Consider the following 24972-nt stretch of genomic DNA (forward strand, 5'->3'; position numbering starts at 1 on the left):
CGCTTCAGGGCAGCGGGACGAGGTAGGAGTCGACACGAGCGATGAGCCCGTCGCGGAATGTGAACAGGTCGTTGAAGGCGAACCGGAACGGCCCGTGCTCGACGCTGGCGCCGCGGCCCTCGCCCGTGGTGACGACGACTGGGCCGTCCTCGTGGACGCGGTGGACGTCGAGCTCGGGGCTGCCGGTGAACGCCGGATTCTCGATCTCGCCGTCGAACTCGGCCTTGCCGCGGGTGGTCCGATGGCCGTGGATGACCCACTCGACGTCGTCGGTGAGGGTCGCGAGGATTCGCGGGTGGTCGCTCGTCCGGAATCCGTCGAAGTACTCGGCAACGAGGTCGCGTTGGGTCGTCGGTGTCATGGCGTTCTCCACTCTGGTGTGGCCTCGTGGTGCTGCAGATGTGTGGCGAGGGCGTCGAGGATCGAGGCGAGCCCGTCGGCTGCTTGGGCGATCCGGAGCTCAGGGGGAAGCCTGCGCTGGTGGACGGTGAGGTCCGTGCCGCCGTTGGCGGGGCGGACGGTCACGGTCGTGCGGAGGCCGGTGACGGGCTCATCGAACACGAGTTCGTGCGGTGCGGTGATGCTCACGTAGACGAACCGGAGCCGGCGGGTCGCGCCGTCCGGCGCGCGGGTGTCGAGTGCGAACTCTCCCCCGGGACGCAGGTCGACGGTCACGGACTCAGGGGGCACGGTGGCGTGCGAGCCACCCCAGAACGCGGCGATGCTTACCGGCGAGGTGAAGGCGGTCCAGACACGTTCAGGGTCCGCCGGGAGGTGGCGTTTGGCGATCAGTTCGTCGCCGCGGAGCTCGGCGCTGGCGGTCAACGGACGGCTCCGTCGCCGGTGAGGTGCTGTTCGAGGGCGTCGAGCCGGTCGTCCCAGGCGCGGCGCTGGTCGTCGATCCACGTGCTGAGCAGCGACAGCTGATCGGCCCTCAGTCGGCAGGGGCGTCTGGTGCCCTCGCGTCGCTGCTCGACCAAGCCGCACCGCCGCAGGACACCGACGTGGTGGGAGATCGCCTGTGGGGTCAGGTCGAACGGTTCAGCCAGCTCTCCCACCGTGGCGTCACCCCGCGTGAGGCGAGTCACCAGGGCGCGACGGACCGGGTCACCGAGAGCGGCGAAGGCCGAATCGAGGTCTGGGCCAGGTGCCGCGAGCGAGGAGGGCATGGCTTCACCCTAGCGCAAACGATCGTTTGTGCAAGCCATCTTTTTCGAAGATGGATCGCCAGCCTCCACCCAAATCCAGGGCGGCCTGGCCCCACGACTACGGTCCGCTACGAAGCCGTCGGCGCATGGCTGTGGCGAAGCGGAGCATGGCCCGGTACATCCGGCGCGGCGCCGGCGGGGCCGGCAGGGGCTCGGCCGCCGTGGCGGCGCATGCCTGGAGGAAGTACGCGACCAGCCAGCGCGACGTTTCGGGTGCGGCGTCGGCGGTGGCGGTGAGGACGCCAGCGTTGGCCATCAGGAACATGGCCATGTCCTCGGCGACCATAACCCCGGCGGGAGTTGCGGCCGGCGGTGTTCAGTGTCGAGGTCATCACGGCACCCTGCTCACCAGGCGCAACGCCTGGTGGGTCAGGCCGGAAACACCGCTAGATCCACTCCCCCGCCCCGACGAGGCACCGCGCGGAGCAAACGTGTAAACGCCGGATAAGCGGGTAACGGCTGCCTCGGCATCAGCGCCGCGCGGCGAGGGGGACTTCGATGGAGAGCCGAGCCAAGGCCATGGGACACGGCATTCACCCAATGTTGATCGTTTTCCCGTTGGGGCTACTGGCCACCTCGGTGATCTTCGACATTCTGTATCTCATCACGGATCGAACCGGCTTTCAGATCTCCGCCGCGTACACCATCGCCGCCGGTGTGCTCGGCGGTCTCCTCGCCGCGTTGTTCGGGATGATCGACTGGAAAGCCATCCCGGCCGGGACCCGCGCCAAACGGGTCGGGGCCGCTCATGGGCTCGGGAACGTCGTCGTGGTGCTGCTCTTCGCCATCAGTTGGTTGTTGCGGCTGAATGCGGAGAACTGGGAGCCCCCTGCGGCGGCACTGGTCCTGAGTTTCGTCGGAATCATTCTGTCCGGTGTCACGGGCTGGCTCGGTGGCCAACTCGTCGAGCGTTTGGGCATCGGGGTGAGCGCGGATGCCGGCGTCAATGCCCCGAGCTCCCTGGCCCGCTAGAAGCTGTCGGGATTGCGGGATGGGCGTGGTCATCGCACGGTCTCCTGATCAACAGCCGGGGCATCTCGGATCGCGAGTGCGGCCTGGATGAGCGCGGCGTGGGTCAGCGTCTGCGGGTAGTTGCCGAGGAAAGCGCCGGTTGCGGGGTCCAACTCTTCGGCGTAGAGGCCGAGTGCGTTAGCGCGTCCGAGCAGTTCCTGGAACAATTCGACCGCCTCGGTGCGTCGTCCGGTGTGGGCGAGGGCCTGCACGAGCCAGAATGAGCAGGGCAGGAACGCGCCTTCGGAGCCGGGGAGGCCGTCGCGTCCTGGCGGGTAGCGGTAGAGAAGTGGGCCGCCGGCAGAAAGCCGGTCGCGAATGGCGTCGATGGTGCCGCGTATGCGTGGCGACGCAATGTCGTCCATGCCCAGCAAGGGCAGGACGAGCAGAGCCGCGTCCAGTGCCGGTGAGCCGTAGCTGCCGACGTAGCTTTCCTGCGACGGGTCGAAGGCCCGGGCCCGGACATCGGTGGCGATGGCATCCCGGGCGCCCTGCCACCGGCGGCGCTGCCGCTCGGAGAGCCGGTGGGTAGCGGCGATGCGCAGGGCCCGGTCGAGAGCGAGCCAGCCCATGAGCTTGGAATGCACATGTTGGACGGGCTCGCGCACCTCCCAGATGCCGGCATCGGGCTCCGGCCAGCGCCGGGCGACCAGATCGGCAAAGCCGCGCACCGCCCGCCACGTCTCCGAATTCAGGCGGTGCCCGGCCTGCACGAGCACCCACGCGGCGTCGACCACCCAGCCATAGCCGTCGAGCTGGTGCTGCTCGGCGGCGGCATTGCCAACCCGTACCGGCGTGCTGTCGAGGTAGCCACCCCAGCCGGACAGCTCCCGCTCTCGCGGTACGTGGCGGCCGTCCAAGGTGAGCAGCGCCGGCAGGCGCGGTCGCTGCAGCCGGCTGGCGTGCAGCAACCACGCGAGGAATCCGTTGGCCTCCCGGAGTTTGCCGACGCCGAGGAACGCGTTGACATTGATGCTGGCGTCTCGTGGCCAGACATAGCGGTAGTCCCAATTGCGCACCCCGCCCGGATCCTCGGGCAACGATGTCGTCGGTGCGGCCACCGGCGCCTGCGACGGAGAGTAGGTCAACAACCGCAGGGTCAGCAGACTGCGTACGACGCTCTCCCGGAACGGCAGCGACGCGTCGATTTCTGCGGCCCAGTCCCGCCAACGGCCCTCGTCGGCGACGACAATTTCCCAGGCCGCGGCCGGCTCGACGTGGATCAACGGTTCGCGATAGGCGATGGCCAGCACGAGGGTGACCGGACGACCCGGCATGACGGTGACCGCGGTGGGCGTACCCGGTTCGACGGTGAATCCGGGTGCGCAGCCCAGCGACACCGCGAGCGACCCCCACTCACACACGAGATCCCGGCCGCGATGGTGGACCCGGGGTCGGCGGTGCCGGGCACCGAGCCGGGGATCAAACTCCACAACGGCGTCAACAGGACCTCCCTCGGCCGACAGACGCCGCACGAGCATCGTCGTGGGCAGCAGACGTCCGGCGAGCTCGGCCACCATGGCCTCGGTGAGGGTGAGCCGGCAGCCGTCCACCATCCAGGTCGTCTCCAGCGTGGCGGTGTGCTGCCGGTAACGCCGCTCGACGACTGTGGCGGGCCTGGCCGGCCCGACCCGAAAGGCCCCCGCCGCCGGGCCACCGACCAGCCGGCCGAACAAGGGGTCGCCGTCGAAGCGTGGCACGCAGAGCCAGTCAATCCCGCCGTCACTGGCGACGAGGGCAGCGGTGCGGGTGTCACTGAGCAGCCCATAGTCTCCGATCGGCGCCGGAGGCCGCTGACGGGTCAAGGGGACGGCGGTCATGGAGGACCTCCAGCGACGAGCTGCCGGCGGCGGCCGCGCGCCAGCCAGGAACGCTCACCGCGGCCGGTGCAGGTCAACGAGCCTGAAGGAGTAGCCCGAGGACCACCCCGTAGACGACATGGACGAGAGCCGTGACCGTCGGAGTCTGAACGCCATAGTTGAGGGCGAACAGGCCGGGCGGCTCCAGCACGGCGGTGCTAGCCGGGCCGGCCCGATGTGACGCCATGCGCGGATGGACACCAGGCAGCAGGGGCAGGAGCACAGTCAGCGCAATCGCGACGTGGAGTGCACCGAGCAGCGCCCCGATCCACCATGTGGCGCGATGCAGCACGGCGAACACGGCCGCGTACCCGAGCGCGAAACCCTGACCGGCCGCGAGGTGGATGAAGAACCCGACGACCCGGGCCCGGTCGGGATCCTCGGTGACGATGGTCCCGAGCACCAGAGGAAGGTCGAGACGGGTGAGCCCGGCCATCTGAGCAGTGATCGACGTCGCGGTGAGCGCCACGGTGGCGACCAACCCGAACAGCGCCCATCCAGCCCAGTCCATCTCAGCGAGAGCAGGCGGCCAACGCTGGCCCGGCCTGGCAGACATGCGCGGCCGCGCATGAAGGTGACCGTGTCGGTACCGGTCGAACAAGCGCCGCCCCGCCCAGCCGTACGCGGCAACGCGAATTGATCCCGGACATCGCACGCCTTCCGGCTAGCACAGGAAGAATCATGTACGGCGCCGTCCGTAGCGCATGTCTTCACACAGCTATCAGCCACGGCGGTCGCCCGGGTCTTACCCTAGGCGCACGGCACCTGCAGGACCGGCGGTTCGCCGGACGGCCTTGTTGAACAACAGAGCGACCCTGAACATCCGAAAGTTCCTCTAGTTCCCTCCGGGTACCTGGTCCTTGACCTCGTCGTAGCCGGCCTTGGTCGGTGCCGCGGTCGGCGAGTAGATCACCCGGATCACGCCCGTCGGGAACGCCTCCGTCGCCGTCAACTTCATGTGGTACGCCGTATCGCCCTCGTCGAACAGCTTGCGGCCCTTACGCGCTGCTACCGGATGCACCAGCAGGCGCAGCTCGTCGACCAGCCCCGCGGCGAGCAGTTGCTGCACCACGGAGATCGACCCAGGGATGAGGATGCCCTTGATGCCGGCATCAGCCTTGAGCGAGGCGACGGCATCGAGGAGTTCGCCCTTGATCAGCTCGGAGTTGCGCCAGGAGAACTCCAGCGGCTGACGCGAGACGACCACCTTGCGTACGTCCCCGAGTTGCTTGGCGAACTGTGCATCCTCCCCACCGGCGGCCTCACGGTCGGGCCAGGCTCCGGCAAAGCTGTCGTACGTCTCGCGGCCGATGAGCAGCACGTCAGAGGTGTCATAGTCCTCGCCGACGGCGCGACCCATGTTCTCGTCGAAGTACGGAAAGTGCCAATCGGGGTCGATCTCGGCCACACCGTCGGCCGAGATGAACAGCGTGGAGATGACCTTTGCCATCGCGGTGATCCCTTCGAGTCAGGTGGTGTCGGCGGGTACACCGGCGCATCATCCCAAACTCATCGGCCAGCCACGGTCCGCCGCTACGAAGAGTTCGGCGTTTCGAGCTCGTGAACGCCTGTCGGCGGCACGTGCGGACGCCCGCTCGCTACTCGCTGAGGAGTTGCTCGCGCAGGATGTCTGCGTGCCCGCCGTGCTGAGCGAGCTCGCGCAGCACGTGGAGGTACACCCAGCGCAGCGGGAGCGGGCCGCGCCGGTTGCCGTGCACCGTGTCGTCCAGCCCGAGGGGTGACGTCGCGCGGCGTGACGCTTCGCATGCCTCGGCATGTGCTCGCCGAAGGGTAGCGATGGTGTCGTCGTCATCGAGGTTGACATCCTCCACCGCCCTGAAGGGCGGGGATTCCCTCGGTCACCCGGGGGGTTTCCTGTTTCACCGGGCCGCGCCTTCACCGCTTGCGCGGGTCGGGTCTTATCGTCCCTCCACAGGCGTTTTACCTCTCCGCCAGCCCGGCGGCGAGGATGTTGCGGGCGGCGTTGACGTCCCTGTCGTGCACGGCATCGCAGCCGGGGCACGTCCAGGCGCGAACGCCAAGAGTCATCGCGGTGTTGATCCGCCCGCACGCCGAGCAGGTCTTCGTGCTCGGGTGCCAACGGTCGACGGCGATAACGGTCCGCCCGTACCAGGCGGCCTTGTACTCGATCATGCCGCGCAGTTGCGTCCACGCCGCGTCGGAAATGGCGCGGGCGAGTTTGTGGTTGCGCAGCATGTTGCGCACGCTGAGGTCTTCGATCACGACCGTTTGATTCTCACGGACGAGTCGAGTCGACAGCTTGTGCAGGTGATCCCGCCGCCGATCGGCGATGCGGGCATGGATGCGGGCCACCGCAAGCCGGGCTTTGGCCCGGTTCTTGGTGTCCTTGCCCTTGCGGGACAGGTCGCGTTGCGCCTTGGCCAGCTTGCGCCGGTCAGCGCGCTCATGACGCGGGTTGGTGACCTTCTCCCCGGTGGACAAGGTGAGCAGACTGGTGATGCCCGCGTCTATCCCCACCGCCGTGTCGACCGGCGGGAGCGATGTCACGGTGGGATCCTCGACCAGCAGGGACACGAACCACCGACCGGCCGCGTCGCGGGACACCGTGACCGTGGACGGCTCGGCGCCGTCGGGCAGGGCCCGGGACCACACGATGGTCAGCGGCGCGTCCATCTTGGCCAGGGTGAGCTGCCCGTCGCGCCAGCGGAACGCCGAGCGGGTGTACTCCGCCGACGCCCGAGACTTCCGCTTGGACTTGAAACGCGGGTACCGCGACCGCTTACCCCAAAAAGCCGCGAACCCGGCTTGCAGATGCCGCAGCGCCTGCTGCAACGGCACGGAACTGACCTCGTTAAGGAACACCAACTCCTCGGTGCGCTTCCACTCGGTCAGCCACGCCGACGACTGAACGTAGGTGCTGCGCTGCCGGTGCACCGCCCACGCACGGGTGCGCGCATCCAAGGCCAGGTTGTAGACCTTGCGCACGCACCCGAAGGTGCGGTTGAGCTGTTCGGCCTGCTCGGGGGTCGGATAGAAGCGGTACTTGTATGCCCGCTTCACCACCTCACCCATGCTTCACATTCTAGCATTTGCCTATGTGAGCCTGCGCTTGAAGGGAGGGAGCGGCGTTTCCTCCCCCGCCTGAAGGCAGGGGTATCCACGCCGCGACACCGATAAACGACTCGTCTGGCGTCGCGGGGATGCCGATCTCGGCGCGCGATCGGCACGTGACGGCTTCGTCGAACCAGACCTTCTCGACGAAAGTCGCATGCTTTACCAAGCCCAGCAGCGTCGTCCGGGACTGCACCAACGATCGGCGCACCTGCTCCTCGGTCAGCCCGTCCAAGCAGTCATTGAGCACGCGGCGGTGCTCATCGAGAAACGCCTCGAACTGGGCCTTCGCCGGCTGATTGATCACGCCTTCGGCGAATGTCGGCGGGAAGGAAGACATCTGCGAAGCATCTCAAGACCCGTCATCCAAGAGCAACCAGATCGGCTCTGGTGATTCAAGCTGGCGGGTGCCACGCTAGGCACCTGGCGAGGGAAAGCACGTTCATGGCCGATAGTCGTCGGCGCGGTGGTCAAACCCGCCGGGACAGGCTGACCAGCCTGGCCCGCCATAGGAGGTCGTGATGTCGGTCGAGAATCAAGCGGAAAAACCGAAGCTTCCGCCGCGCTGGTTCATCCGGCTGGCCTGGCACGTTCACCGGGGCCTGTATCGGGTCTTTCGCGGCCGGGTCGGACTCTGGCGGCCCCGCGCCAACCGCTGGGGCACCGTGCGGCTGACTACCACCGGGCGCCGCACCGCCCAGCAGCGCAGCGTCATCGTCGCGTACCTGGAGGATGGGCAAAATCTGTTCACGCTGGCGATGAATGGATGGGGTGAGGCTGAGCCCGCCTGGTGGCTCAACCTGCAGTCGCATCCGGATGCGACCGTCGACCTGGTCGACGGGCAGCGGCTGGTACGTGGGCGCGCCGCGACAGGCGAGGAGCGGGTGCGACTGTGGGCCCGGTGGCGCGAAATCGACACGAAACTCGACGCTTTCGCGGCGCTGCGGTCGTCCGAGACCGCTGTGGTGGTCCTGGAGCCCCGGCCTGCCGTCGAACACGTCACCGGGTAGCTGCGGCCCGGGTTCACGGCGCGGATCCGACGGGGTCTCCCCCGGCGCCCGGTGGCAACTGGCCTTGATGGCGGGCCGGACGCTGTGGCCTGCTGGCCTACCGCAGCCACCGCAGTGCGGCGTCGGCAGTGTCCTCGGGGCTGCTGTTGAAGGCGATGGCCGCCCCGGGAGCACGCTGCCGAACGAGGTTGACCACCGTCTCGAAGAACTCGAGCAACGGCTCATGCTTGCGGATGCCGCCCCCAACCACGACGCAGGCGTAGTCCTTCCGGGTCAGCGCCTCGACGATCGCTCCTTCGGCGGTCTCGTCGGGCACCACCAAGCACAGGTCGGCCTCGATATCGAGATCAACGAAACGGGCCTGACCGCGTGCGATCGCCGCTACGACCGGCTCAGGGTCCCAGCCCGGGATCCTGACGGGATCGAGGCCGATCACCAACACTGGCCCCCGTGCCATGCGTCCTCCTTCTTGCCATCGAAGGGTCTGGCCCTGGCGCTCGGTGCCCACAGGCACCGAGCGCGCCGAACACCGACACCTTGTCGGACGGCCGTGTCACACGATCCCGATGCTGCCACAGGCAGTATCAGAGGTGCTCGACTCCCGACCGCCGCAGCGGACACCAACCGTTCCCTCGGACCAGGCCGTGTCAGTGGCCGTGTCAGGGGCGTGTCAGGGCCGTGACAGGCAGGCTGCCGACAGTGGGCACATGACAAGTTCTGCGATTGCAGTTTCAGGGCTACGGAAAGCCTTCGGGGACAAGGTGGTGCTCGATGGCATCGATCTGGATGTGCGTGCGGGCACGGTGTTTTCCCTGCTCGGTCCGAATGGGGCGGGTAAGACCACGACGGTGAACGTGTTGACCACGTTGATGAAGGCCGACGCCGGGACGGTTCGGGTTGCCGGGCATGATGTCGCGACCGAGACCAAGGCGGTGCGGGCGGCGATCGGGGTCACCGGTCAGTTCGCGGCGGTGGACGAGCTGCTGACGGGGCAGGAAAACCTGCAGCTGATGGCGGACCTGAAGCGTCTGGGCTCTACCGCCGGCCGGCGGGTCGTCACCGACCTGCTGGAACGCTTCGACCTGGCCGAGTCGGCGCTGAAGCCGGTGTCCACCTATTCCGGGGGTATGCGCCGCAAGCTGGACCTGGCGATGACCCTGGTCGGCAAGCCCCGCATCATCTTCCTGGACGAGCCGACGACGGGACTGGACCCGCGCAGCCGCCGAACGATGTGGGACATCGTCCGCGAACTGGTCACCGACGGCGTGACCATTTTCCTCACCACCCAGTACCTCGAGGAAGCCGACCAGCTCGCCGACCGGATCGCCGTCCTCGACCAGGGCCGCCTGGTCGCCCAGGGCACCCCCGACGACCTCAAAGCCCAGGTCCCCGGCAGCCACGTCCGACTCCGCTTCACCACCGCCGGCGAACTCGACGCGGCCGCGCGGGTCCTCACCGACTCCACCCGCGACAACGAAGCACTGACCCTGCGAGTGCCCAGCGACGGCGGAACCAAGTCACTGCGGGCCCTGCTCGACAGGCTCGACGAAAACACGATCAACGCCGAAGCGTTCTCCGTGCACACCCCAGACCTCGATGACGTTTTCCTCGCCCTGACCGGCCGCACCACGGAGGTAGCAGCGAAATGAGCACCCCATCCCACTCGATGGTCATGTTGCGTCGCAACTTCAAGCACATCGCCCGGAACCCGACGTCGGTGTTCAACGCGGTCCTGATGCCGATCGTGCTCATGTTGATGTTCGTGTACATGTTCGGAGACGCTTTCAACGTCGGTGTCGACTACATCGACTACGCCACGCCGGGGCTGATGCTGCTGGCCGTGTGTTACGGGCTGGGGGCCACCGCCACGGCGGTGAACTCTGACATGACCAAGGGCATCATCAACCGGTTCAAAGTCATGGACGTCTCCCGTGGTGCGGTGTTGACCGGTCACGTCATCGCCAGCCTGCTGACCAACCTGATCGCCATCGGATCCCTCCTCGGGGTGGCTTTCCTGCTGGGATTCAACCCGTCGGCGAGTTCCCTCGACTGGCTCGCCGTGCTCGGCATCATCGTGCTGCTCGGGTTCGCGGCCGGCTGGCTCACCGTCGCCCTCGGACTGTTCGCCAAGTCCCCAGAAACCGCCGGCCTGGCCGCCGTGCCACTGGTCATGCTGCCGTTCTTCAGCAGCGCGATCGTCCCGGCGGAGAAGATGGGGCCGGGCCTCCGGCAGTTCGCCGAGTACCAGCCCTTCACGTCGATCATCGAAACCCTCCGCGGGTTGCTCAACGGCACACCAACCACCAGCACCACGATCACCGCCATCGCCTGGTGCGTCGGCATCGCACTCATCGGGTACCTCTGGGCAGGCTCCACGTTCAAGAAGCGCGCGTGACCTCCCGGGCGATGACCTTCCGAGGACCGTGATCGGGCCGACCTCCAAGGCCGTGATCGACAGCTGATACGGCGCGCGCTCGCCAGCGACGAGCGCGCGCCGTGGCCGTGCGGACCGATGCTTCACCGGCTGGGGCGGCTCAGCCCCACCACACGGACCAAGGATGAGACAAGAGGAGAGTTGTCATGCCTACCTTCGCCACGCCAGGACCCATCGTCGCCACCGTTGTTGTCGCCGGTGCTCAGGTGCGGGTCACCGCGAGCGAGCGGACCGACACCTCAGTGCTGGTCGAACCCATCAACAAGGCGAGCCAGTCGGATGTCAAGGTTGCCAACAAAACCAAGGTCGACTTCGCCGGCGGTCAGCTATCGGTCAAGACGACCGCGTCCGGAGACAAGAACGGTTCGGTCGCCATCACGATCGACCTGCCCGCCGGCTCCAGCCTGGTTTCGTACCTGACGTACTCGGATGTGCACGCCGACGGCTCGTTCGGAGAGTGCGAGCTGCACATGGCATCGGGTCGGGTCCACCTCGATCGCATCAACGCGCTGCAGGCGAACATCACGGCCGGTGAGGTCACGATCGGCCACATCGCCGAGTGCGCCACCATCGACGGTGCGTCGTTCGCAATGCGGATCAGCGAGGTCAAGGACACCGTCAAGCTCTCGAGCTCGGGCGGGCAGATCTGGATCGGCCACGCATCGTCCGACCTTGATCTCAGCAGTGGCAGCGGCGGTTTCGACATCGACCGCGCCGACGGCAGCGTCACCGCCAAAACAGGCGACGGCGCCATTCGGATCGGCCGGTTGACGCGCGGTCAGGCGGAGCTGCTGAACGGCTCGGGAAACATCGAGGTCGGCATCAGCGAGGGCACCGCCGCCTGGGTGGACGCCAACAGCGAGCGAGGGTCGGTGCGCAACTCCGTCCCGTCCCCGGAAAACCCTGACACGTCGGACAACAAGGTCACGGTTCACGCCCGCACGCGGCACGGCGACATCAGCATTCAACGCGTAGCAAACTGACCGGGGGCGCCTGCCCCGTTCAGGCGGCGAGTGTGACCGTGACCAGTTGATGCCAACTCGTCTGCGTACCCTCCCGAGTCGCCTCAGCGAACCGTGTGTCGCCGAGGCGGAGCCGCGCGGCCTGCTCGATCCGGGCCACGTCCGGCTGGGAACGATCCGGCAGCCCGCGCACGGCGGCGCTCGCCGCGAGCAACCGCGCGGCCTGCTCGTGTTGTTCACGGCGCAGTGCCAGGTCCGCGATCCCGACGAGGACCTGCGCGATCACGGGTGCGTGCCCCGCCTCGGCCGCGGCCCGGCAGGCCGCTGCGCGGTATGTGCGGGCCTCGCCGAGGTCGTCGGCGAGGTAGCCGAGCAGATCGTGTGTCACCGCGCGGATGTGCGCACGCTCCGCAGTGTCGCCCAGCATGGTTGTCGCGACGCCGAGTTGCTGGTGTGCCTCCTCCGCGTCGCCGCCCCAACGGGCGAGTTCCGCCTTCGCCAGGGCCAGCTCGGCCAGCGCGTCCGGCCAGGTGACCCGTGCCGCGTGCCGTTGCGCCTCGGCTATCGCAGCCGCGCTGGACTCCTTGTCGCCCAGCAGCCAGTACAGCTGAGCCTGTCGCGACCGCATGCGGATGACATCCTCGATGGCACCGACTTCGGTGACGACCGCGATCGCCTGTTCGAAGTGCTCGCAGGCAGCGGCGAACTCGCCGCGCGCGGCGATGCGGTCCGCCAGCTCGGTCTGGGCGAAGGAAATCCCGAACCGTTCGCCGATTGCCCGGAACTCGGCGAGCGCCATCTCGAGATGCGCGTCCGCATCCCGCCCGTCCTGGCCGAGGATGATCCGCATCTTGCCGAGGTGGAGCCGGGCCATCGCGCGGACCCAGGGGTCTTCGTCGTCCAACAGTGCTTCGAACGCGGGCAAGATCTCGTCCGGCGCCTGCAACATGCGTTCCATGGCGGCGACGAACGCCAGCGCCGGGTGTCGGCCCTGGCCGCGCTGACTGCCCTGGCCGAACCGGTACGCCTTGTGGATCCACTCCTCCGTCTGATGTTCGTCGCCCCGCCCGGAACTCAGGAAATGCCCGACAAGGGCGTACACCGTCGCCCGGATCTCGTCGGTCACCTCGCCGGGCGTTTCGGTCGCCGCGGTGAGCAGCTCGATGCCTTCGGCCCGGTGCCCGCCGAGCCACCAGTACCAGCCGGCGTTCGCCGCGAGCCGCATCGTCGCGTGCGCCTCGCCGGCCGTGATTGCACCACGCATCGCAGAACCGATGTTGTCGTGCTCGACCTCGAGCGTGGCGAGCCATCGCACCTGCTCGGCGCGGCGAAGATGCGGCTCCGCGGTCTCGGTGAGTTCCGTGAAGTAGGCGAGATGCGCGGTGCGCGCCAGGTCCGACTCCCCCGCCTCCGCGAGGCGGTGCCCGGCGTACTCCTTGATCGTCTCGATCATCCGGTAGCGCGGTGCGCTGTCGCGATCGGCGACCAGGAGTGATTTCTCGGCGAGCGCGGTGAGCAGATCGAGCACCTGCTCCCGCTCGACCGTATCGCCGGCGCAGACCCGCTCGGCCGCTTCCAGGCTCGCCCCGCCGGAGAACACCGAGAGCCTGCGCAGGACCATCCGTTCGGCGTCGGTGAGCAACTCCCAGCTCCAGTCGACCACCGCGCGCAGCGTCCTGTGGTGCGGCAACGCGGTACGGCTACCGCTGGTCAGCAGGCGGAACCGGTCGTCGAGCCGGTGGGCGAGCTGATCGATCGACATGGTGCGCAGCCTGGCCGCGGCCAGTTCGATCGCCAGCGGCATCCCGTCCAGCGCCCGGCAGACGCGCACCATCGTCGACAACGTGTGGGCGTCGAGCGCGAGATCCGTGCGCACCGCGCCCGCCCGGTCCCGCAGCATCTGGACGGCGGGAGAGGACTCGATCTCGCCGGGGCTGGCGTCCCCCTCCGGCAAGGTCAGTGGCTCGACCAGCCACAGCGCCTCCCCGGTGATGCCGAGCGGTTCCCTGCTCGTCGCCAGGATCCGCAGTCGCTGGCACTCCCCGAGCACTCGATGGGCGAACGCCGCCGCCGACTCGATCACATGCTCACAGTTGTCCAGAATCAGCAGCGCCTCCCGATCGCGGATCGCGGCGATGAGCCGGTCCGTCGGCTCCACGTTCGGTGCCCCGCCGAGCAGAGCATCCCGGAGGCCGAGCCCGGCGAGCGCCGACTGCGCCAGGTCAGCATCCGCGCCGATGGCTGCGAGCTCCACCAGCCAGACCCCGTCCGGCAGGTCGCCGAGCAGCGTGCGCGCGGTTTCCGTGGCCAGCCTGGTCTTCCCCGAGCCGCCCGGCCCGATGAGAGTGGTGAGCCGATGCTCGGCGAGGAGTTCGCGGACCGCGGCGATATCGGCGTCCTTGCCGATGAAGCTGGTCAGCTCGGCACGCAAGTTGGTCTTCCGGTTCTCCTCCCGCCGTCGTCCCAACCCGCCCCGCAGCAGCGCGACGTGCAATGCGGACAGCTCCGGAGAGGGGTCGACGCCCAGCGCGTCGGCCAGTGCCTCTCTCGCGCGCTGGTACACGAGCAGCGCGTCGGTGTCGCGGCCGGCCGCGACGAGGGCACGCATCAGCGCGGCGACAAGCCGTTCTCGCACCGGATGCGCGGCCACCAGGTCGGTCAGCTCCGTGACCAGCTCCACACCGTGGCCGAGGCGGATCTCGGCATCGAACCGATCCTCCATGGCTGTCAGGCGTAGCCCTTCGAGCCGGGTGACCGCCGCGTCCAACGCGGCACTATCCGGCAAATCGACGCCCTGCATGGCCGCACCGCGCCACAGTGCGAGGGCCTCACGCAGCAGCCGTACCCGCCGCGATTCATCATCCGTCTGGACCTGGCCCGCCGTGATGAGGCGTTCGAACTTCACGGCGTCGACAGCGTCGGGTTCCACCGTCAACCGGTAGCCGTCCGGCTGCCCCTCGATCCAGCCTTCCGGCAGCGCCTTGCGCAGCCGGGAAACCAAGCGTTGCAGGGCATTCGTCGCGTCGGAGGGCGGCCGCTCACCCCAGATCCAGTCGATGAGAGTCGCCTTCGGGACCACGTGTCGTGGTTCGAGCGCGAGGGCGATCAACAGACCGCGCAACCGGGCACCCGGCACGTCGGCCAAGACGCCGTCGTCCGCACGAACCTCGAATGGTCCAAGCATCCCGATCTGCACCTGGCAGATCTTGCCACGGGCGATTGGCAGCCCCGCCGACGGTGAGCTGGGCGGAGGTCGAATCCGGTGCCATTGGGGGTACTGCCGCATTTGCCGACCTCGAGCAGGCACACGTCGTCGATGATGGTGATGTCAAGCGACACAGGGAAACCGAGGAGAGCACCTTGAACAGGCTGACCGTACGCGCCATCGGCGGGCCGACGGCCGTCCTCGACTACGCGGGCTCGCGCATCGTGTTGGACCCGACCTTCGACGAACCACGGACGTACCAGAACGGGCCGGTCACCGCGACCAAGCTGACCGGCCCGAGCGCCGCGCCCGAGGACCTCGACCAGGCCGATGCGGTACTCGTATCGCACGAGCACCACATCGACAACCTCGACATCTCCGGGCGGGAGTACGCCCGCCGGGCCCGACGGGTGTTCACCACCACGGCGGGGGCACAGAATCTTGGCCCCGGGTGCATCGGCCTCCGGCTGTTCGAGCACGCCGTGGTCGGCGACCTGCGCGTCACGGCGGTTCCGGCGCTGCACGGGACGCCGGAGATTGGCGTGGTCAACGGTCCGGTGATCGGATTCGTGCTGGAGGCCGATGGCTGGCCGACGGTCTACGTCAGCGGGGACAACGCCTCACTGGATGTCGTGGCGGTGGTCGCGGAACAGTTTCCGGCGATAAAGATCGCGATCCTCAACCTCGGCGCGGCCCGGATCGCGGCACGCGGCGAGGGGTACCTCACCTTGACGGCAGAACTGGCGGCACGAGCGGCGGCTCTGCTCGGTGTCCGGGCGATGGTTCCGGTGCACCAGGACGGCTGGGGGCACTACACCCAGGATGCCGACGACGTCGTGCGCGCCTTTGAAAAGGCGGGCTTGACGGACGTGCTCGTCGACCTCCGGCCCGGCGACTCGGCGACTCTCTGACGAGGACACGGCGACCTCACCGGCGGTTGTCCTACCAACGGTCCCAGTGGGCGAAAGACTCGGCTTCGGCGCGAGGGCCGGGCTTGAAGTCCGTGCCGAGGGTGTAGGCCACCGGTGTGAGGGCTACCTGCACAACCGTGTCGTACGGGATGCCGAGCAGGTCGGCCATCTCCCGCTCGTAGCTGAGATGACTCGTGGTCCAGGCGGTGCCGAGCCCGCGTTCACGTGCGGCCAGCATGAAACTCCAGAACGCCGGTATGACCGAACCCCAGGCACCAGCCTGCCCGCGAACGCTGTCGAGCTCGGCGCGTGACTCAACGCGCAGGCACGGGACGAGAAGCAACGGCACCTCGTGCAGGTGTTCGGCGAGGTGTTGCAGGCTGCCCGCGATGCGACTCCACTCGGTCGAGGCGAAGTTCATGCGGCTGAAGGCGGGCCCGGCCGTTCCGGAGGCCGGCGGCGGCGCCATCAGACCGCGCCGCCACAGATCCGCGACGGCCGCCCGGGTCCGCTGGTCTTGGACGAAGATGAAGTCCCAGCGCTGCCTGTTCCGGCCGCTCGGCGCTTGCAGGGCTATGCGGAGGCACTCCTCGATCACGTGGCGCGGCACGGGGCGGCGCAGGTCGAGACGCTTGCGCACGGCGCGGGTTGTGGTCAGGACCTCGTCGGCGGACAGACCGAGGGTGCCCGGCGAGCTCTGCGGTGCCGATCCCGAGTCGGTCATGCCAGCGCTCCCCCGGTCGTCGTCTCGCAGATGCCCAGGTTGGCGGTGACCGCAGGAAGCAGCCCGGGAAACCGGTCGTCGATCTCGTCGGCACGCAATTCGTGACGGCGAAAACTCCCGTTCGGCGTGACGCGGAGGATGCCGGCCTCACGGAGGACCTTCAGGTGGTGCGAGAGGGTCGACATGCTCACCTCGGACAGCGCTTCGAACTTCCCGCAGACGACACCACCCGACTGCGCCAACTGCCGTACGACACTCAAGCGGACCGGGTCGGCGAGCGCGCTGAGCAGCGTGGCCAGGTCGACCGCGGCGAGGTCGGGATGATGCAGAGCCCTCATGGGCGCCATGCTACCGTTCATTTCGTCATTTCGCGAATCATCGAAATGGCGGTCTGGACGGCCCCGGGGGCCGGCACCGAACCGGGACACGGCTCGCATCGGTCGAAGATCGACAGGGTGTCCGCTCCCCCACCCACCGTGGGCCAGTCACCCTGGCATCAAGCAAGCAGGATCGGAGCATCATGGCGCAGCCCATCGAAACCATCATCTTCAGCGGAGAAGGCCCGTACGCCGACCCGTGGCACCCGCTGGCCGACACCAGCGCAAAGATCGCCGAGATCGTCGGCGACGCGAGTTCCGTGGCGACCGTGACGTCCATCAGCCAGCTCGACACCGCCCTCAACGGTGTCGACCTGCTGGTCGTCAACGCGAGCGCCAACCGCGCGACGCCGATCGCCGAGGATGACGACTTTGCCCGCATCCTTGACGCCTTCCTCGCCCGCGGCGGCAACGTTCTCGCCACCCACAGCGCGACAATCGCCTTCCCCCGCCTGCCAATCTGGCGGTCCACGATCGGCGCCGTCTGGGACTACGACAAAACCTTCCACCCGCCGATCGGCCAGACTCTCATCCGGCGCAGCGGCGTGGAACACCCGATAGTCGATGGACTCGGCGACTTCGAGGTCCACGACGAGCGCTTCACCAACCTGGATCTGGTCGACGACGGAAGCATTGAGCCGCTCTACGTCCACGAGGAGAAGGGTGCCTCCCACCCGCTCGTCTGGGCACGCATCGTCGGCAGCAGCCGGGTGATCTACGACGGTCTCGGTCACGACCTCAGGTCGTACGAGTCGCCGGGACACGTCGACCTGCTCAGGCGCACCGTGTCCTGGCTTCGCCACCACATCTGACCCAGCGCGAGGCGGAGCCGGTACTGCTGGTGGCGGCGTTGACCGCTAGGTGTCGGGATGGGACTGCGCGCGGACGAGATCGTCGCCGGTGCCGGTGCGGTAGTACAGCACTGAACGGCCTGATCGTCGCCGGCTGACCAGTCTCCCGTCCAGCAGCACCCGCAGGTGGCCGCCGACCGAGCCGAGTCCGTACCCGGTCAGCGCCACCAGTTGGGTGGTGCTCTTCGGCGTGCCCAGTGCGGTGAGGATGCGGGCACGTACCGGTCCCAGCAGCCTTGCCAACGCCTCGGGCGTCGCGCCGGTCCGCGGCCGGGCGAGGAGCCCTGAGCACGGATAGATGACGGCATAACGGCGTTGCCGCGGGTCGGACGCCACCCAGCCACGGCGGGTCGTGGCGGGAATGAAGACCAGCTCGGCCCCGGAGATGTCGCGCGGCGGGTAGTCGTACGTGTTGATCTGCAGCCGCCCGTCGCCCAGCCATCGCATTCCCGGTCGCATGCCGTCCAGCGCGGTCGCCCAGCCACCGGAGCTGAGCTGGTGCGTTCGGGCCACGACGTCGGCCTCGAACGCCCGGGCCCGCCACGGCTAGTCCGGTTCGACACTGCGGGTCCAGATCCACGACAGCAGGTCGGCCACTCGGGCCGCGCCGTCCGGCACCCGCAGCGCGTCGGGCACCGGACCCTGCAGGGCGACGGCGAGGTCGTCGAGGTAGGTGCCGGACGGGGTCGCGGCGAGCCTGCCCAGCTCGTCATCGATGGAGCGATCGCCCGGCCGCGGCGGCACGGTCAGGAAATCGGGAAGCCATGCCCGCCGGAACGCCACCTTCACGAACGTCGCCGCGAACGAGTCCGCCGCGATGCGCTCGCGGTAGGCGAGACGGTCCACGTCCAGTTGGCTGCCTTCGCCGGCCGGTGCCGGCCGTCCGATGAGCACCACCAGGCGCCCGACCGTCTCGGCCAGCGGCGACAGGGTGAACCGGCTCCGCGCGAGCGTGTCGGAGCCGATCAGCCACACCCCCACGTTTCGCCTCCACAGGAAACTTTAGGGCCTCACCGAGCCGCCCACTGAGACTGCCGGCCATGAGTACGTACCGCGAATTGTTTCGTACGCCGGAATTCACGCCGATGTTCGCCAGCGCCTCAGCCACCATCGCCGCCCGCACGGTTAGTGGCCTGGCCCTCGGCACCCTGGTGTACGGGGCGACCGGCTCGCCGCTGCTGTCCGCGTTGAGCACGTTCGGCTCATCGTTCGCCCAGATGATCGGCATTTTCACCGTGCTGTCGGCCGCCGACCGACTGCCGCCGCGGGCCGCGACGGCCGGCATCGCGGTTCTCTTCGCCGCCGGTACGGCGGTCCTGGCGGTGCCTGGCCTCCCGGCGTGGGGCATGGTGCTGGTCGTCCTCGGCATCGGGCTGGTCAACTCGGTCGCCGGCGGCGTGCGCTGGGGTTTGCTCCATGAGATCCTGCCGGCCGAGCGTTACCTGCTGGGCCGGTCGGTGTTCAACATGGCGGTCGGGGTGATGCAGATCGCCGGCTTCGCCGCGGGTGGGCTGCTACTGGTGGTGCTGTCGCCCCGCCAGGGTGCTGGCCGCCGCCGGGCTCAATCTCCTCGCCGCAGCGGTGGCCCGGCTCGGGCTCACCGCCCGCCCGCCGCGCGCCGCAGGCCGCCCGTCGATCCGCAGGACCTGGCAGGTCAACGGCCAACTGTGGGCGTCGCCAGCACGCCGCGCCACGTACCTCGCGATGTGGTTGCCCAACGGCTTCATCGTGGGTTGCGAAGCGCTGTTCGTCCCGTACGCGCCCGCTTCGGCCAGTGCGCTGTTCGTCGTTACCGCGTTCGGGATGTTGACCGGTGACGTTCTCGTCGGCCGATTCCTGCCGCAACGGCACCGCCGGCGGCTGATCACGCCGCTACAGATGCTGCTGGCGGCCCCGTTCCTGCTGTTCGCACTGCCTCTACCGTATGGCGTCGCCCTGACCGCCGCGGCACTCGGAGCGGCTGGCTACAGCGCCGGTCTGCTGCTGCAGGAACGCCTGCTCGCTCAGACCGGCGACGACATCCGCGGCCAGGCGCTCGGCCTGCACTCGGCGGGCATGCTCACGATGCAGGCGGTCGGCGCCACCATGGCCGGGGCCGCAGCGCAGATCCTGCCGGTCGGCACCGCGATGGCTGTCATGGCGCTGGCATCGCTGTGCATCAGCGCCACCCTCGCCGCAGCGATACGCCGCCCAATCACGGTTCCGGTCCACGTCGGCTGAGCCCGGACCGGGGCGGTCCGGGCCAGCAAGACCTCTACCCTGACGCGCTTGCGGTCAGCGGAGCGGGCGGAAGAATTCGCGCATGTCGTCGACCAGGAGATCGGGTGCTTCCAGGGCGGCGAAGTGACCGCCGCGGCTGTACTCGGCCCAGTGCACCACATTGTGGTCGCGTTCGGCGAGGGGTCGGATGGTGATGTCGTTGGGGAACACCGCCACCCCGGTCGGCACTGGCGACCGGGTCTGGGCCTGACCCCAACTGCGGGCCCCTTCGTAGTAGATGTGGGCCGCCGATCCGGCGGTGCCGGTCAGCCAGTACACCGAGACATCGGTGAGGATCAGGTCGCGGTCGATGGCGTCCTCGGGCAGGTTCGCGCTCGGGTCGGTCCATTCCTTGAACTTCTCGACGATCCAGGCGAGCTGCCCGACCGGTGAGTCGGTGAGGGCGTAGGAGATGGTCTGCGGACGGGTCGACTGGACGATCGCGTATCCGCTCATGTCCTGGCCCCACGTCGACATGAGCGCGAGTCGGGCCTGATCGGCCTCGGTGAGGTCGGCCAGCTCAGCCGGATCGCCGGAGGGGAAGGTCCCCAGGTTGTTGACGTGCACGCCGATCACCCGGTCGGTATCGATACGGCCGAGCTCGGGGGACACGATCGCTCCGGTGTCCCCGCCCTGGGCGCCGTAGCGGTGGTAGCCGAGGCGTTCCATCAGGGTGGCCCAGGCCCGGGCCACCCGGCTGGTGTCCCAGCCCGGGGCGGACAGCGGGTTGGAAAAGCCGAAGCCGGGCAGCGACGGGGCTACCACGTGGAAAGCGTCGGCAGGGTCGCCGCCGTACCGGGCGGGATCGGTCAGCGGGCCGATGATCTTCATGAACTCCACGATCGAGCCGGGCCAGCCATGGGTGATGATGAGCGGCAGCGCCCCCGGCTCGGGCGAACGGACGTGCAGGAAGTGCACGGTCTGGCCGTCGATGGCAGTGGTGAACTGCGGAAACTCGTTCAGCTGCGCCTCATGGGCACGCCAGTCATAAGAGGTGCCCCAGTAGTCGGCCAGATCCTTCAGGTAGCCCAGCGGCACCCCGGCCTCCCAGCTCGTGCCCGGCAGCTGGCTCGGCCAGCGGGCGTCGGCGAGCCGCCGGCGCAGGTCGTCGAGGCGGTCCTGAGAAATCTCGATCTTGAATGGGGTGATCTCTTCGCTCATGACTACCACGCTACGGACCAGCTAGGACAGGTTCCGCCCTAGGCGCATGACAAACTTCTGAGCATGTTGGAAACCTCCGCGCGACTGCTGCGGCTTCTCGGACTGCTGCAAACCCCGCGCGACTGGACCGGCGCAGACCTTGCGCAGCGCTTGGAGGTCGACGTACGGACCGTGCGGCGTGACATCCAGAAACTGCGTGATCTGGGCTATCCAGTGCACGCCATCGCTGGCGCGGCCGGCTACCGGCTCGGCGCCGGGACGAAGCTTCCGCCGCTGCTGCTCGACGACGACGAGGCCGTCGCCGTCGCCATCGGGCTGCGCACCGCCGCAAGCGGCACGGTGACCGGTATCGAGGACAGCTCACTGCGCGCACTCGCCAAACTCGAACAGGTCCTGCCCTCGCGCGTACGACACCGCGTCAACCTGCTGCACTCGGTCACCGTCACGGTCCCGGCCAGCGGACCGACCGTGGACCCAGCCGTACTCACCGCCGTCGCCGCCGCCTGCCGCGAGCACCACCGGCTCCGCTTCGACTACCAACGCCACGACGGCACGAGCTCGGTACGCGACATCGAACCGCACCGACTGGTCCACACCGGCCGACGCTGGTACCTGATCGGCTGGGACACCGACCGGCGCGACTGGCGCACGTACCGCGTCGACCGGATCCGTCCCCGCATCCCGACAGGCCCGCGATTCACCCCGCGACAAGCGCCCGACGTCGACCTCGCCGGCTATCTCACCCGCGGCGTATCCACCGCCCCATACCGTTACCAGGCCCTGATCACCCTGTACGCGCCAGCCGAGACCGCCGCCGAACGGTTCCCACCCACTGTCGGCGTCATCGAAGCAATCGACCCGCACACCTGCCAACTGCACACCGGATCCAACTCCCTCGACGAAATCGCCATCTACGTCGCGCTGTCCGGCTTTCCCTTCCAGATCCACGAACCACCCGAACTGATCGCACACGTCCGACACCTCGCCACCCGACTCATCGACGCCACCATCCCTATTGGGCACGATGTGCAGGCCAAGCGTGCGGCAAGGTCAACTGGGGAGAACGTGGGCGCATCAGGATGGTCGTACAGCGTCACCTACCAGCCGGACGTCGCGGCCGCGCTTGAACAGTTGCGTCAGGACGTGTACGCCCGAGGTGCCTACTACAGCGAGGAGCCGAACCCACTCCTTGCCCTGACCGCAGACGAGTTTCGTGCCACGCTCAATCCCGCGGACGACGAGAGCGGGATCAACGAGTTCCTCCTCGACGAGTGGCGCGCCGCCCAGCAGCGACCCACGCCGATTGACCCGGACACGTTGCTCGCAGCGCAGCCTGACTCCGGGACGCACTCCATCATCGATATGGCCAACGGCGTGTCGGCCGAGCCGGCGCTGTTCACCGTCTCTCCGTTGACCGACGAGCAGATGCAAGGGTTCTTCGGGACCCTGACGCCCGCGCCGGACCAGGTCATGGAGTGGATGAAGAGCGACGCCCCATACTCGGTACGCGAACGATGGCACGGCATCTACATCGTCAGTTACGTCGACGGACGTCCCGAGCAAATCCACTTCGCTGGGTTATCCGGCGACTGAAGGACGCCGCGCCTGTGTGTTCGACGCCGGGCTAGCCGACATCTCGGTCGTCTGGTGTTAGCTCGCGGTGGTCCCGTCCAGGATGTGCAGCATTTGTTCGACTGTCAGGGCCGGGTTGGCCGCGGCGGCCTCGGCCAGTTCAGGATCGTTGAGGAGTGCGGCGATCCGCGGTGCCGAGAGGCGAGGGCTGGTTGCCATCGCCTGCCGCACGGTGGCGTCCGGGTCGGTGCTGAGCCGGTCGACGAGTTCGGGATTGGCGTGCGGGTCGAGGGCAACGAGCCGCCGTACTGCCGGGTCGGGGTCGTCGGCGAAGCGGGCCAGTCCTTCGGTGGGAAACTGCGATAGCTCGCTGAGGCGGTCGCGGCCGCAGCAGTGGTACTCCAGGAAGCAGCGCAGCAGCAGCGCTGGCGGCGCGGCCGGGTGGTGCTGGGCGAGCAGGACCCGTACGCCCAGGTCAGAGTCGTCGGCGAGGATGGTGACCGTTTCCACCGGCAACTCGGCGTTGCGGGCCGCTCGGCGGCGCAGCAGCGGATTAACCGAACGGGCCCAGCACAGCGCCTCAGTGAGCTGCGGCGAGGCATCGTCGGGATACGGGATCGAACGGCAGCGGACGTCCGCGGAGCCGAAGTGTCCGTCGTCCCGCACAGTGGTCACGTCGATGTCGATGTCGGCCCGCTGTAGCTCGGTGAGGCCAGGATGGGTGGAGACCGCAGTGCGGACCTCGACCACCGGATCATTGGCGAGCCTGACGAGTTGGTCGCCGGTCAGGTCGACGCGACCGGTGACTCCCTGCCGCACCGACGGGTCAGGGTGGCATAGCAGCGTCTCGACCACGTCCGGCGGGACCGTCGGGTTCTCACCCATCACTCGCAGCGCAGCCGTGTCGCCGCTGGCGAGCACGTGATCGACCAGCGCTCGGGAGAGGGGACGCTGCAGCACGTACCAGAACGTGTGACAGTGCTGATCCGGCAGATCCGCAGGCTCCATCACCTGCTGCCGGTGCGCGACGGATGCCTCGGCCGCCGCCCGCACCTCGGGCGCCTCATCGTCCAGCAACGCCTGGCGCGACCGCTCGTCCAGCCAGTACAGGGAACCGGCCGCGAACCGGCGCACACCCGGCCGGGGGTGTGCGGCGGCCAGCCGGAACAGACGCCGGTCATACCCCATTGCGTCGAGCAACTCGCCGATCAACTCCTCCCGCGTGAACGGTATGTCGGAGGGTCGGCCGTCGAGCTCGGTCAACAACCTGACCAGCACGTCGTCGGGCAGCGGCTCCTGTCCGGGTCGGCCAAACGCGCGTACTCTCACCCGCCACGCCGGGTCAGCCAGCAGCTTGGCACGCACCAGAGGGTCGACGTCCGGGTAGGCGGCCAGCGCTCCGCGGATCCTGGGCGAGGGATGGCGCAGCATCGCGTCCCGCACCGGCGGTGGCAGCTCGCGGCGACGGCGTAGCCCCTCGCACACCTGCTCCGGCCATGTCTCTACCAGTCGGAGCAGCACGCTACTCGGTGCTGCTGGGTTCCTCGCCAGACCACGCAGCAACGGCGACGGCGACGAACACCGATCCAACCAGGCATCCCCGATCACCGGCCGCACCTTACGCCCAGGCAGGTCGCACCGAAGCCCGCTTATCGGCCGCTGGACTCTTCGCTATTCCTGGGCGACGGGTCGGAGGTCGTCAAGCTTGATCACCCTCGCCACCTCGCTCAGGTCACTGCCCAGCTGGTGATCGCGCCCGGCCAGCAGGTGCAGCTGTGCCTGCGGGATGACGCGGGTGTAGAGGTCGGCATGCGACGGTGGAGCAGTTTCGTCCTGGAGTCCATGGAACACATGCACCGGCACGCCTTGCGGCAGCCTCGCGCCGAGGTTGTGCGGCGGCTCGAACTCGTCGCCGGGCCAGCCACCCGCACCGACGAACGGCGCGGCGATCAGCACGATCGCCTTGAGCTCCCGCTCCGGTGGCCGCTCGGCGAGCGCGTTGATGAGGATCGTCCCGCCCACTGAATGGCCGGCGACGACCGCCCCGTCGTCCAGGGCCGCGATCTCCCGCCGGATGGCCGCGCTCCACTTGGCGAAGCTGGGGTCGCCCTCGTCGGGCATGCGCGGGTAGCGAACCTCGTACCCGTCCCCGAGCTCCCGCCTCAAGCTGTCGAACAGCTCGTTGTCCCATTCGTCGTGCACGTCGGCGCCGCCACCCTAAATGAACAAGATCTGCGGGGTCACCGCCATGACGATCCTCCTTGGGCACCGCCTGCGGGAAGAGCAGCGACGGCCTCGCGGAGTTGGCTAGCTCGCCACGCCAACGCTTCGCGAG

Annotated in this window: 28 protein-coding genes and 1 pseudogene; 10 read left to right on the forward strand and 19 right to left on the reverse strand. The window is 68.4% G+C overall.

Annotation, left to right across the window (positions count from 1 at the left end; genetic code table 11):
- Positions 1–4: 4 nt before the first annotated feature.
- The 4 genes from OG470_RS31155 to OG470_RS31170 form a co-directional block, all read right to left on the reverse strand.
- Positions 5–361, reverse strand: coding sequence for a nuclear transport factor 2 family protein (locus OG470_RS31155; RefSeq protein ID WP_328418084.1), 357 nt, complete (start codon positions 359–361; stop codon positions 5–7).
- Entirely contained in the window at positions 358–825 is a 468-nt protein-coding gene (locus OG470_RS31160) for an SRPBCC family protein (RefSeq protein WP_328418086.1), read from the reverse strand. The genes OG470_RS31155 and OG470_RS31160 overlap by 4 nt, the downstream gene beginning before the upstream one ends.
- Positions 822–1169, reverse strand: coding sequence for an ArsR/SmtB family transcription factor (locus OG470_RS31165; RefSeq protein ID WP_328418088.1), 348 nt, complete (start codon positions 1167–1169; stop codon positions 822–824). The genes OG470_RS31160 and OG470_RS31165 overlap by 4 nt, the downstream gene beginning before the upstream one ends.
- 97 nt (positions 1170–1266) lie before the next feature.
- Positions 1267–1479 (reverse strand): hypothetical protein, encoded by a 213-nt coding sequence (locus OG470_RS31170; protein WP_328418090.1) that lies wholly within the window; start codon positions 1477–1479, stop codon positions 1267–1269.
- Between the two features lie 227 nt (positions 1480–1706).
- On the opposite strand from OG470_RS31170, the gene OG470_RS31175 reads away from it, so the two are divergent.
- A complete protein-coding gene (locus tag OG470_RS31175; protein WP_328418092.1) occupies positions 1707–2180 on the forward strand; it encodes a DUF2231 domain-containing protein in 474 nt (157 codons plus the stop codon).
- 29 nt (positions 2181–2209) lie between these two features.
- On the opposite strand, the gene OG470_RS31180 is transcribed toward OG470_RS31175, so the two are convergent.
- The 6 genes from OG470_RS31180 to OG470_RS31205 all read right to left on the reverse strand — a co-directional run bounded on the left by OG470_RS31180 (position 2210) and on the right by OG470_RS31205 (position 7511).
- Entirely contained in the window at positions 2210–4039 is a 1830-nt protein-coding gene (locus OG470_RS31180) for a glycoside hydrolase family 15 protein (RefSeq protein WP_328418093.1), read from the reverse strand.
- Between the two features lie 73 nt (positions 4040–4112).
- On the reverse strand, positions 4113–4589 hold the full coding sequence (locus tag OG470_RS31185) for a hypothetical protein (protein WP_328418095.1): 477 nt from the start codon (positions 4587–4589) through the stop codon (positions 4113–4115).
- A gap of 324 nt (positions 4590–4913) precedes the next feature.
- A complete protein-coding gene (locus OG470_RS31190) occupies positions 4914–5528 on the reverse strand; it encodes a dihydrofolate reductase family protein (protein ID WP_328418096.1) in 615 nt (204 codons plus the stop codon).
- Between the two features lie 148 nt (positions 5529–5676).
- Entirely contained in the window at positions 5677–5910 is a 234-nt protein-coding gene (locus OG470_RS31195) for a mycothiol transferase (RefSeq protein ID WP_328418098.1), read from the reverse strand.
- Positions 5911–6019: 109 nt separating this feature from the next.
- On the reverse strand, positions 6020–7132 hold the full coding sequence (locus OG470_RS31200) for an RNA-guided endonuclease InsQ/TnpB family protein (protein WP_328418100.1): 1113 nt from the start codon (positions 7130–7132) through the stop codon (positions 6020–6022).
- 10 nt (positions 7133–7142) lie between these two features.
- The gene (locus tag OG470_RS31205; RefSeq protein ID WP_328418102.1) at positions 7143–7511 is read right to left on the reverse strand and encodes a mycothiol transferase; all 369 of its coding nucleotides are present in this window, start codon (positions 7509–7511) and stop codon (positions 7143–7145) included.
- A gap of 181 nt (positions 7512–7692) precedes the next feature.
- On the opposite strand from OG470_RS31205, the gene OG470_RS31210 reads away from it, so the two are divergent.
- Positions 7693–8181, forward strand: coding sequence for a nitroreductase/quinone reductase family protein (locus OG470_RS31210; RefSeq protein WP_328426701.1), 489 nt, complete (start codon positions 7693–7695; stop codon positions 8179–8181).
- A 97-nt stretch (positions 8182–8278) separates the two neighbouring features.
- On the opposite strand, the gene OG470_RS31215 is transcribed toward OG470_RS31210, so the two are convergent.
- Positions 8279–8623 (reverse strand): hypothetical protein, encoded by a 345-nt coding sequence (locus OG470_RS31215; protein WP_328418104.1) that lies wholly within the window; start codon positions 8621–8623, stop codon positions 8279–8281.
- 265 nt (positions 8624–8888) lie between these two features.
- Between OG470_RS31215 and OG470_RS31220 the strand changes: the two genes are divergently transcribed.
- The 3 genes from OG470_RS31220 to OG470_RS31230 all read left to right on the forward strand — a co-directional run bounded on the left by OG470_RS31220 (position 8889) and on the right by OG470_RS31230 (position 11598).
- Entirely contained in the window at positions 8889–9830 is a 942-nt protein-coding gene (locus OG470_RS31220; protein WP_328426702.1) for an ATP-binding cassette domain-containing protein, read from the forward strand.
- A complete protein-coding gene (locus tag OG470_RS31225) occupies positions 9827–10576 on the forward strand; it encodes an ABC transporter permease (protein WP_328418106.1) in 750 nt (249 codons plus the stop codon). The genes OG470_RS31220 and OG470_RS31225 overlap by 4 nt, the downstream gene beginning before the upstream one ends.
- Before the next feature lie 185 nt (positions 10577–10761).
- On the forward strand, positions 10762–11598 hold the full coding sequence (locus tag OG470_RS31230; protein ID WP_328418108.1) for a DUF4097 family beta strand repeat-containing protein: 837 nt from the start codon (positions 10762–10764) through the stop codon (positions 11596–11598).
- A gap of 19 nt (positions 11599–11617) precedes the next feature.
- Here the strand turns inward: OG470_RS31230 and OG470_RS31235 are convergent, their stop codons facing one another.
- Positions 11618–14773, reverse strand: coding sequence for a BTAD domain-containing putative transcriptional regulator (locus tag OG470_RS31235; RefSeq protein ID WP_328418111.1), 3156 nt, complete (start codon positions 14771–14773; stop codon positions 11618–11620).
- A gap of 164 nt (positions 14774–14937) precedes the next feature.
- On the opposite strand from OG470_RS31235, the gene OG470_RS31240 reads away from it, so the two are divergent.
- Positions 14938–15693, forward strand: coding sequence for an MBL fold metallo-hydrolase (locus OG470_RS31240; protein WP_328418113.1), 756 nt, complete (start codon positions 14938–14940; stop codon positions 15691–15693).
- A 31-nt stretch (positions 15694–15724) separates the two neighbouring features.
- Here the strand turns inward: OG470_RS31240 and OG470_RS31245 are convergent, their stop codons facing one another.
- The gene (locus tag OG470_RS31245) at positions 15725–16417 is read right to left on the reverse strand and encodes a nitroreductase family protein (protein ID WP_328418115.1); all 693 of its coding nucleotides are present in this window, start codon (positions 16415–16417) and stop codon (positions 15725–15727) included.
- On the reverse strand, positions 16414–16755 hold the full coding sequence (locus OG470_RS31250; RefSeq protein ID WP_328418117.1) for an ArsR/SmtB family transcription factor: 342 nt from the start codon (positions 16753–16755) through the stop codon (positions 16414–16416). The genes OG470_RS31245 and OG470_RS31250 overlap by 4 nt, the downstream gene beginning before the upstream one ends.
- A gap of 182 nt (positions 16756–16937) precedes the next feature.
- On the opposite strand from OG470_RS31250, the gene OG470_RS31255 reads away from it, so the two are divergent.
- Positions 16938–17606: a ThuA domain-containing protein gene (locus tag OG470_RS31255; protein WP_328418119.1), complete on the forward strand. Its 669-nt coding sequence runs from the start codon at positions 16938–16940 to the stop codon at positions 17604–17606.
- 45 nt (positions 17607–17651) lie between these two features.
- Here OG470_RS31255 and OG470_RS31260 read toward each other — a convergent pair whose 3' ends face one another.
- Positions 17652–18158, reverse strand: coding sequence for an ArsR/SmtB family transcription factor (locus tag OG470_RS31260; RefSeq protein WP_328418121.1), 507 nt, complete (start codon positions 18156–18158; stop codon positions 17652–17654).
- 33 nt (positions 18159–18191) lie between these two features.
- On the reverse strand, positions 18192–18626 hold the full coding sequence (locus OG470_RS31265) for a hypothetical protein (RefSeq protein ID WP_328418123.1): 435 nt from the start codon (positions 18624–18626) through the stop codon (positions 18192–18194).
- Between the two features lie 59 nt (positions 18627–18685).
- On the opposite strand from OG470_RS31265, the gene OG470_RS31270 reads away from it, so the two are divergent.
- Positions 18686–19462 carry a hypothetical protein gene (locus OG470_RS31270; RefSeq protein WP_328418125.1) on the forward strand — a complete coding sequence of 259 codons (777 nt, stop codon included), beginning with the start codon at positions 18686–18688 and terminating at the stop codon, positions 19460–19462.
- Positions 19463–19523: 61 nt separating this feature from the next.
- Complete coding sequence (locus OG470_RS31275; protein ID WP_328418127.1) at positions 19524–19865, forward strand: hypothetical protein; 342 nt, start codon at positions 19524–19526, stop codon at positions 19863–19865.
- Positions 19866–19919: 54 nt separating this feature from the next.
- On the opposite strand, the gene OG470_RS31280 is transcribed toward OG470_RS31275, so the two are convergent.
- On the reverse strand, positions 19920–21053 hold the full coding sequence (locus tag OG470_RS31280; protein ID WP_328426704.1) for an epoxide hydrolase family protein: 1134 nt from the start codon (positions 21051–21053) through the stop codon (positions 19920–19922).
- A 75-nt stretch (positions 21054–21128) separates the two neighbouring features.
- Here OG470_RS31280 and OG470_RS31285 point away from each other — a divergent pair.
- A pseudogene (locus OG470_RS31285) lies at positions 21129–22070 on the forward strand (helix-turn-helix transcriptional regulator); the annotation flags it as partial.
- 645 nt (positions 22071–22715) lie between these two features.
- On the opposite strand, the gene OG470_RS31290 reads toward OG470_RS31285, so the two are convergent.
- Positions 22716–24158, reverse strand: a complete 1443-nt coding sequence (locus tag OG470_RS31290; protein ID WP_328418129.1) for a hypothetical protein — start codon at positions 24156–24158, stop codon at positions 22716–22718.
- A gap of 150 nt (positions 24159–24308) precedes the next feature.
- Complete coding sequence (locus OG470_RS31295) at positions 24309–24839, reverse strand: alpha/beta fold hydrolase (protein ID WP_442931005.1); 531 nt, start codon at positions 24837–24839, stop codon at positions 24309–24311.
- Between the last annotated feature and the right edge of the window lie 133 nt (positions 24840–24972).

It is taken from the genome of Micromonospora sp. NBC_00389, assembly GCF_036059255.1.
Taxonomy (GTDB): Bacteria; Actinomycetota; Actinomycetes; order Mycobacteriales; family Micromonosporaceae; genus Micromonospora.

What these genes read in the sequence shown, in the direction of transcription:
- OG470_RS31200 (WP_328418100.1), bottom strand. Translation starts at nt 7,132, where the DNA reads ATGGGTGAGGTGGTGAAGCGGGCATACAAGTACCGCTTCTATCCGACC.
- OG470_RS31225 (WP_328418106.1), top strand. Translation starts at nt 9,827, where the DNA reads ATGAGCACCCCATCCCACTCGATGGTCATGTTGCGTCGCAACTTCAAG.
- OG470_RS31255 (WP_328418119.1), top strand. Translation starts at nt 16,938, where the DNA reads ATGGCGCAGCCCATCGAAACCATCATCTTCAGCGGAGAAGGCCCGTAC.
- OG470_RS31275 (WP_328418127.1), top strand. Translation starts at nt 19,524, where the DNA reads ATGCTGCTGGCGGCCCCGTTCCTGCTGTTCGCACTGCCTCTACCGTAT.
- OG470_RS31165 (WP_328418088.1), bottom strand. Translation starts at nt 1,169, where the DNA reads ATGCCCTCCTCGCTCGCGGCACCTGGCCCAGACCTCGATTCGGCCTTC.
- OG470_RS31270 (WP_328418125.1), top strand. Translation starts at nt 18,686, where the DNA reads ATGAGTACGTACCGCGAATTGTTTCGTACGCCGGAATTCACGCCGATG.
- OG470_RS31175 (WP_328418092.1), top strand. Translation starts at nt 1,707, where the DNA reads ATGGAGAGCCGAGCCAAGGCCATGGGACACGGCATTCACCCAATGTTG.
- OG470_RS31230 (WP_328418108.1), top strand. Translation starts at nt 10,762, where the DNA reads ATGCCTACCTTCGCCACGCCAGGACCCATCGTCGCCACCGTTGTTGTC.
- OG470_RS31185 (WP_328418095.1), bottom strand. Translation starts at nt 4,589, where the DNA reads ATGGACTGGGCTGGATGGGCGCTGTTCGGGTTGGTCGCCACCGTGGCG.
- OG470_RS31245 (WP_328418115.1), bottom strand. Translation starts at nt 16,417, where the DNA reads ATGACCGACTCGGGATCGGCACCGCAGAGCTCGCCGGGCACCCTCGGT.
- OG470_RS31170 (WP_328418090.1), bottom strand. Translation starts at nt 1,479, where the DNA reads ATGGCCATGTTCCTGATGGCCAACGCTGGCGTCCTCACCGCCACCGCC.
- OG470_RS31220 (WP_328426702.1), top strand. Translation starts at nt 8,889, where the DNA reads ATGACAAGTTCTGCGATTGCAGTTTCAGGGCTACGGAAAGCCTTCGGG.
- OG470_RS31205 (WP_328418102.1), bottom strand. Translation starts at nt 7,511, where the DNA reads ATGTCTTCCTTCCCGCCGACATTCGCCGAAGGCGTGATCAATCAGCCG.
- OG470_RS31180 (WP_328418093.1), bottom strand. Translation starts at nt 4,039, where the DNA reads ATGACCGCCGTCCCCTTGACCCGTCAGCGGCCTCCGGCGCCGATCGGA.
- OG470_RS31250 (WP_328418117.1), bottom strand. Translation starts at nt 16,755, where the DNA reads ATGAGGGCTCTGCATCATCCCGACCTCGCCGCGGTCGACCTGGCCACG.
- OG470_RS31190 (WP_328418096.1), bottom strand. Translation starts at nt 5,528, where the DNA reads ATGGCAAAGGTCATCTCCACGCTGTTCATCTCGGCCGACGGTGTGGCC.
- OG470_RS31210 (WP_328426701.1), top strand. Translation starts at nt 7,693, where the DNA reads ATGTCGGTCGAGAATCAAGCGGAAAAACCGAAGCTTCCGCCGCGCTGG.
- OG470_RS31155 (WP_328418084.1), bottom strand. Translation starts at nt 361, where the DNA reads ATGACACCGACGACCCAACGCGACCTCGTTGCCGAGTACTTCGACGGA.